Raw genomic sequence first — 6,406 nt, 5'->3', positions numbered from 1 at the left:
CTGAAGCCCGTCCCGACGTTGCCGACGGAGACCAGCCGGCCGCCATCGAGCCGCGCCAACTTCAGGTTTGCCAACGCGCCGCGGACGGCCCCTGAGGTCGGTTGGTATCCGACGACCACGAACGCCTCGGTCAGGATGCTCTTCGTCTTGAGCCAGGTCTTCGACCGGCCGGAGCGGTAGGGTGCGTCGAGCCGCTTCGACACGATGCCCTCGAGCTCGTGCTCGCAGGCGACGCGGAACAGATCGGCGCCGGAGCCGGTGTATTCGTCGCTTAGCATCACGGCGCTCGACGGCCGCATGAGGAAGCCTAGTGCCTCTCGGCGATCGCCGAGGGGCTTCGTCCGCAGATCCTCGCCGTCGAGGAACAGGAGGTCGAACGTGTACATCACCGCGGCCTCCGATCCATGGCGCGTGAGGTCGGCCTGCAGCTCCGAGAAGTTCGAACGGCCCATGTCGTCAAGCACGACCGCCTCGCCGTCGATGACGGCGGAGCGCACGTTTAGCTTCAGCAGCGCGGCGACGATGTTCGGAAAGCGGCTGGTCCAATCGTGACCGTTGCGCGTGCGAATGGTCACCTTGCCGTCAGCTACGTAGGCAGAGACGCGGTAGCCGTCCCACTTGATCTCGTGGATCCAGTCATCGCCGACCGGCGGCTTGTCGACGAGCGTGGGCAGACACGGCTTGATCCACTTCGGCAGCGGCCTGTCGAAAAGACCGGACTGGCGCGGGTCGATCGGTTTCCCGACAAGTGCCCGGCCGGCGATCCGCTCAGCGGCGACGTCGTTTGATTTCCTGGTCTGTGGCGTAGGACGGGGCGGCGGCTTGGGCATAGGCCGACGATGCCGACGGATTGTTAAGGCGGAGTTCGAGTGTGTCCATCTGTGGCTGGAAGCCTATCTGATGCATGCTGGCTAAGCTTTGAACTCTTGGAGACCGACTTGCTCGACAACCCGATCAGCGACCGTGAGGTGATAGCCCACCACGAGGCATCCCATGCCGTGCTTGCTCTGGAGCTCGGGCTGGGCATTCTCGAGATCGGGATCGATCTCGAACGGGTCGACGCTACGGGCGGCGTCGGAAACGTGGGTTGCCGCTTGTTCGTCGCGGATCTCACGGACGTCGCACCGCGGAACCTGGAGGCCGAACAGTGGCGGTTGGCAGGGCGAAACGATTGCATCGGAACCGTTCTGGCCGGAAGCAGCTATCCGCCACATCGCATAACGACGGATCGGGGGCCGGTGGAACGCGACGGGCCCGCGACACCATTCGGATTCCTGTCGTATCGTCCGGGACGGCGATCGACGGATGGGGCTATGTCCGCCGCCCAAGGAACCGATGACCGACGAAACCATCGCCTTCTACGACCGCCACGCCGAGGAGGTTTGTGCGCGCTACGAGGCGCTGACCGCCGATAGCGTCTGGTCGTCCATGGGCGATCTCCTTCCGCTCGGACCGGGCTGGCGCTTGACGTCGGTGCGGGCTCGGGGCGCGACGCGGCGTGGCTCGCCGCCCGCGGGTTCGCGGTGGTCGCGGCCGAGCCCGCCGCGGGGATGCGTCGCGAAGGGGCTCGCCGCCATGGCGAGGCGAGGTGGATAGACGATCGGCTGCCCGACCTTTCGAACGTGCATCGGCTGGGCTTGGCCTTCGACCTGGTGCTTCTCGGCGCCGTCTGGATGCACCTTCCAGCACGCGACAGGCCGCGCGCGTTCCGGAAGCTGGTTACCCTTCTACGGCCGGGCGGCCTATTGATGCTCTCGCTTCGACAAGGCCCCTCCGAAGCCGGCCGCGCCATGTTTCCCGCGCCGCTCGGCGAGATCGAGGCCTACGCCCGCGACCACGGCCTCGCCGTCGTCAGGGTCGCCGCCTCGCCGGATGCCGGAGGCCGTGCGGACGTGTCCTGGACGAGCGTCTGCCTGAGGGTCCCAGACGATGGCAGCGCCGGCCTGCCGATGATCCGTGGGGTGATCCTCAACGACGACAAGAGCTCGACCTACAAGCTCGGGCTGCTGCGAGCGGTCGCCAAAGTCGCGGACGTCTCGTCGTCGCTATCGAGGCCGGCGCCCGACACCGACGATCGCGTCTCGGTCCCGCTCGGCCTCGTCGCCCTGAACTGGATCCGCGCCTATCTGCCGCTCGTCGCGGCCGGTCTTCCGCAGGCGCCGGGAAACGCCGGTCCCGCCGGTCTCGGGTTCGCGAAGGCCGGCTTCAGGGCCTTGATCGAGTTCGATGTGAGGGCGCAGGACCTGCGCATCGGCGCGACCTTCGTTGGGGAGCGGGCGATCGCCGTCCATGCCGCGCTCGTCGAGGCGCGCCGCACGATCGTTGACATGCCGGTGCGGTACACGAGGATGCCGAACGCAGCGATGCAGCTCTTCGAGGCTGTCGCGACACGCGCGCAGCGCCCGGACGCCGCGCTGAGCATCACACCCGCGATGCTCTGGTCGTGGGGCGGCCTCTCGATGCCCGGACCGCTGTGGCGCACGATGCAGCGCCATGGCGTCTGGATCGAGCCCGTCCTCGTCGCCGAATGGGTGCGGTTAACGCGCGGGTACGCCGTAAGGATGGGTCTCGATCTCGCGCCGGGCGTGGTCGAGGCCCGCATCGCTTGGTCCGAGCCGTCGCGGGACACGGCTCTCGCGCGGATGGTTGCGAACCGGATCGCCGCCGACGGCAAGCCCATCGCCTGCGTCTGGTCCGGCGTCGATCTCCAGCCCGGGACTCTCGACGTCGACCATGCGCTGCCATGGTCGGCGTGGCCCTGCAACGACCTTTGGAACCTGCTGCCAGCATCGCGCAGGGTCAACCAGCACGAGAAGCGCGACCGGCTGCCGACCGCGGCGGCCCTGGCCCGCTCGCGCGACGCGATCACGCAGTGGTGGGCCGAGGCGTGGCATTCGGACCCCGCGCTCGCGGGTCGCTTCGCGGCCGAGGCGAACGCGTCGCTCCCAATAGAGGGCGAAGCCGATCCGCAAGCAGTCTTCGCCGGGATGGAATGGCGACGGCTCAGGGTCCAGCAGGACCAAGCCCCTCCCTCGTGGGCCGGCGTCGAGCGCTGACGGACGGCTCCGCGTCTTGGTGAAGCCGCCGCTCGACTGCGGAGTTTTCCCGGACGTGAATCACCCCGCGCGATCGAGGGCCGAGGCCGCGGTAGCACTCTATCGCTCGACGCCCTGCCTGACGGAGCGGTAACCGTCATGCGTCGGAGACCACGACTTGCACGTCCATGGACAGGAAGTCGGCGACGTCGCCCACGAAGCCGCCGGTGATCGGCATGATCTGCGTATTAGTGCGGGCGATGGCGACGGGGATGAGATGGCCAGCGCCGACGCGGCGGTGCGTTGGGTCGAACGCGATCCAGCCCGCCTCCGGCAGGAACACCTCGGCCCAGGCGTGGGTCGAACCGCCGTCACCGTCCTGCATCGAAGGGTCGGCTAGATAGCCCGAGACGGCCCGCGCCCCGAAGCCGAGATGGCGCACGGCGGCGATGAAGAGCGCGGCGATGTCGCGGCACGATCCGCTGCGGAGCGCGAGCGTCTCGACCGCGGACTGCGTGCCCTCCTCGTCGCGGATGCGGTAGGCGATGGCGTCGAGCATCCCGGCGTTGATGTCCTTCAGAAGCGACAGCGTGTCGGTCCGCGGTCCCGCCACGAAGCCGCGCGCCCAGGCCTCGACGCCATCGTCACGCGAGCCGGTGGCGAGCAGCGCCCCAAGGTCGACGACGTCGTCCGCCGTGTAGGCGAACGGGAAGGCGTGCGCGTAGGGCGCAATCCGGAAGGTCGGCCACTCGGGTGCGGAATGTTCGACGACGCTGGTGACGACGATGTCGAGGACCGACGTTGGCGTCGCGAAGTCGGCCGCCACGACGGCGTTCCCGTAGACGTCCTGTCCCCACGTGACCGTGGCGTCGGGCGAGCACCGGAGGTCGAACGCGATCACCTGGAGATCCTGACTTTCGCGCGGGCGGATCAGCAGACGGTGCGGCAGCAGTTCGACGGGACGCCCATAGCGATAGGTCGTGCGGTGGAGGATCGAGAGCCTGGGCACATGTCCTCCTTCAAGGGTCGGCCATGTGCCGGTTTTCGAAGCTGACGCTAATGGTCACATCCTTCGTCCTGCAAGCATTCGTTCGCGAGGCGATGGCAGTGTCGAGCCGATCGAAACAACCGCACGCGGCACATTGACTCATCAACCGCGTTAAGAACAAATAAGGAACATTCAGTTAGCTAGCATCGCGGGAACCATGCGTCCGGGCCAATCTCCATGCACAACATCGCCGTCTCTCGTCCGGTTATCGCGGATCTCCGTGCCCGCATTGAGCGGCTCGACGGCGGGCGGGGCCGCGAAAGGGCCGTACTGCCGTTCGGCGTCGAGGTCATCGACCACGTCCTACCAGGCAGCGGCCTTGCCCTCGGCGCGCTTCACGAGGTGGCTGGCGGCGGCAACGGCGCCATCGACGGCGCAGCCGCGGCGCTGTTCGCTGCCGGCATCGCCGCGCGCAGCAAGGGCAAGGTGCTGTGGTGCGTCACCCGCCCCGACCTCTTCGGCCCGGCGCTCGCCCAGGTTGGCCTGCCGCCGGGCCGGGTGATCTTCGTCGAGGCCGGCGACGAGAAGACGGTCCTGGCCTGCTTCGAGGAAGGCCTGCGCCACGGCAGCCTCGGCGCCGTCGTGGCGGAGGTCGCCCGGCTCTCGATGACAGCATCGCGCCGCCTCCAGCTCGCGGCCGAGGGTAGCGGCTCGGTCGGCATCGCGATCAGGCGGTGGCGGCGGCAGACGGAGGCCGCCGACTTCGGCCAACCGACGGCGTCGGTGACGCGATGGCGGGTCTCGGTGCTTCCCTCCGCGCCACTCCCCGTTCTGGGCGTCGGCCGTTCGCGCTGGCTCCTAGAACTGATCCGATGCCGTGCCGGCGAGAGCGCCGACTTCGAGGTTGATGCGTGTAATGCCCAGGGTCGTCTCTCTCTTCCTGCCGACCTGGCCCACCGACCGGGTGAGGAGGACGCTCGCCGCCGCCGCGCCGTCTCGTGACGTGCCGCTCGTTCTCGTCGGGCACGATGGCCGCCGCCGCGTCGTGACCGCGGCCGACGTCGCCGCGCGCCGCGTGGGACTGCGCGTCGGCATGCCGGCGACGAAGGCCCAGGCGCTCGTGGCGGACCTCGTCATGATGGACGCCGAGCCTTTGGCCGACGCAGAGGCGCTCGAGCGGCTCGCCATATGGGCACTTCAGCGCTACGCGCCGATCGCCGCTGCCGACCCGCCGGACGGGCTCGTCATCGACACCAGCGGTGCGGACCATCTGCACGGTGGCGAGGAGACGATGCTGGCCGGCATGGTCCAACGCTTCTCTTCCGTCGGCATCGCGGCGCGCGTCGCGGTTGCCGATTGCTGGGGCGCGGCTCACGCCACGGCGCGCCATCGCCCGGGAGACGCCACCATCGTGCCCTGCGCCCATGGCGGCGAGGTGATCTTCGATCTCCCGATCGGCGCCCTTCGCCTGCCTGCCCCTTCGGGGTATCGCTCGAGCACGAGCTCCAGCTCATCGAGAAGCTCGAATACGCGCCGTACTTCCTGACCGTGAACGCCATCGTCCGCTTCGCGCGATCGAAGGGGATCCTCTGCCAGGGCCGCGGATCCGCCGCGAACTCCGCCGTCTGCTACGTTCTCGGCGTCACCAGCATCGACCCCGAACGCAACGACCTGCTGTTCGAACGCTTCGTCAGCGAGGAGCGGCGCGAGCCGCCCGACATCGACGTCGACTTCGAGCACGAGCGGCGCGAGATCGTCATGCAGTGGGTCTTCGAGACCTACGGGCGCGACCACGCCGCGCTCTGCTCCACCGTCATCCGTTACCGCTCCAAGGGTGCCCTGCGCGATGTCGGCAAGGCGCTCGGCCTGACCGAGGACCTCATCAAGATGCTGTCGTCGCAGATCTGGGGCTGGTCGGAGGAGGGCGTCGAGGAGAAGCACGTCGAGGCGCTGAACCTCAACCTCAGCGATCGCCGGCTCAGGCTTGCCCTCGACCTCGCGCGCGAGCTGATGGGCGCGCCACGCCACCTGTCGCAACACCCCGGCGGCTTCGTCCTCACCCGCGACCGCCTCGACGAGCTCGTGCCGATCGAACCCGCCGCGATGGTCGACCGCCAGGTGATCGAGTGGGACAAGGACGACATCGACATCCTCAAGTTCATGAAGGTCGATTGCCTGGCGCTCGGCATGCTGTCGTGCATGAAGAGGGGTTTCGATCTCCTCGCCGACCATAAGGGCATCGAGCTCGATCTCGCTACAGTTCCGGCAGAGGACCCGCGCACCTACGCGATGATCCGCAAGGCCGACACGCTCGGCACCTTCCAAATCGAGTCCCGCGCCCAGATGTCGATGCTGCCGCGCCTGAAGCCCCGGACGTTCTACG

General features: G+C 68.3%; 6 protein-coding genes and 2 pseudogenes. 5 read left to right on the top strand and 3 right to left on the bottom strand.

Annotation, left to right across the window (positions count from 1 at the left end):
- A partial coding sequence (gene ligD, locus GSQ79_RS25100; RefSeq protein WP_158811490.1) for a non-homologous end-joining DNA ligase occupies positions 1-830 on the bottom strand: 830 nt, incomplete at its 3' end.
- Positions 831-911: 81 nt separating this feature from the next.
- A complete protein-coding gene (locus tag GSQ79_RS25095) occupies positions 912-1,214 on the bottom strand; it encodes a hypothetical protein (protein WP_158811489.1) in 303 nt (100 codons plus the stop codon).
- 204 nt (positions 1,215-1,418) lie between these two features.
- On the opposite strand from GSQ79_RS25095, the pseudogene GSQ79_RS29900 reads away from it, so the two are divergent.
- Together GSQ79_RS29900 and GSQ79_RS29895 are read left to right on the top strand one after the other, a co-directional pair.
- Positions 1,419-1,709, top strand: a pseudogene (locus GSQ79_RS29900) (class I SAM-dependent methyltransferase); the annotation flags it as partial.
- A 39-nt stretch (positions 1,710-1,748) separates the two neighbouring features.
- Positions 1,749-3,056: an HNH endonuclease domain-containing protein gene (locus GSQ79_RS29895; protein WP_158811487.1), complete on the top strand. Its 1,308-nt coding sequence runs from the start codon at positions 1,749-1,751 to the stop codon at positions 3,054-3,056.
- A gap of 136 nt (positions 3,057-3,192) precedes the next feature.
- On the opposite strand, the gene GSQ79_RS25080 is transcribed toward GSQ79_RS29895, so the two are convergent.
- A complete protein-coding gene (locus GSQ79_RS25080; RefSeq protein WP_158811486.1) occupies positions 3,193-4,044 on the bottom strand; it encodes a transglutaminase family protein in 852 nt (283 codons plus the stop codon).
- Positions 4,045-4,260: 216 nt separating this feature from the next.
- Between GSQ79_RS25080 and GSQ79_RS25075 the strand changes: the two genes are divergently transcribed.
- From GSQ79_RS25075 to dnaE2, 3 genes and pseudogenes are all read left to right on the top strand, one after another.
- Entirely contained in the window at positions 4,261-5,025 is a 765-nt protein-coding gene (locus tag GSQ79_RS25075) for an ImuA family protein (RefSeq protein ID WP_158811485.1), read from the top strand.
- Entirely contained in the window at positions 4,931-5,569 is a 639-nt protein-coding gene (locus GSQ79_RS25070) for a DNA polymerase Y family protein (RefSeq protein WP_368669974.1), read from the top strand. Before GSQ79_RS25075 ends, GSQ79_RS25070 begins: the two co-directional genes overlap by 95 nt.
- Positions 5,512-6,406 (top strand): annotated as a pseudogene (dnaE2, locus tag GSQ79_RS25065) (error-prone DNA polymerase); the annotation flags it as partial. The gene GSQ79_RS25070 and the pseudogene dnaE2, both read left to right, overlap by 58 nt.

It is taken from the genome of Beijerinckia sp. L45, from assembly GCF_009765775.1.
Classification (GTDB): Bacteria; Pseudomonadota; Alphaproteobacteria; order Rhizobiales; family Beijerinckiaceae; genus RH-AL1.
This window is presented reverse-complemented; position numbering and strand designations above follow the sequence as displayed.

Bases quoted from the DNA above. Each gene is read 5' to 3' on its own strand.
- GSQ79_RS25095 (WP_158811489.1), bottom strand. From the start codon at position 1,214: ATGTGGCGGATAGCTGCTTCCGGCCAGAACGGTTCCGATGCAATCGTT.
- GSQ79_RS29895 (WP_158811487.1), top strand. From the start codon at position 1,749: ATGCTCTCGCTTCGACAAGGCCCCTCCGAAGCCGGCCGCGCCATGTTT.
- GSQ79_RS25075 (WP_158811485.1), top strand. From the start codon at position 4,261: ATGCACAACATCGCCGTCTCTCGTCCGGTTATCGCGGATCTCCGTGCC.
- GSQ79_RS25070 (WP_368669974.1), top strand. From the start codon at position 4,931: ATGCGTGTAATGCCCAGGGTCGTCTCTCTCTTCCTGCCGACCTGGCCC.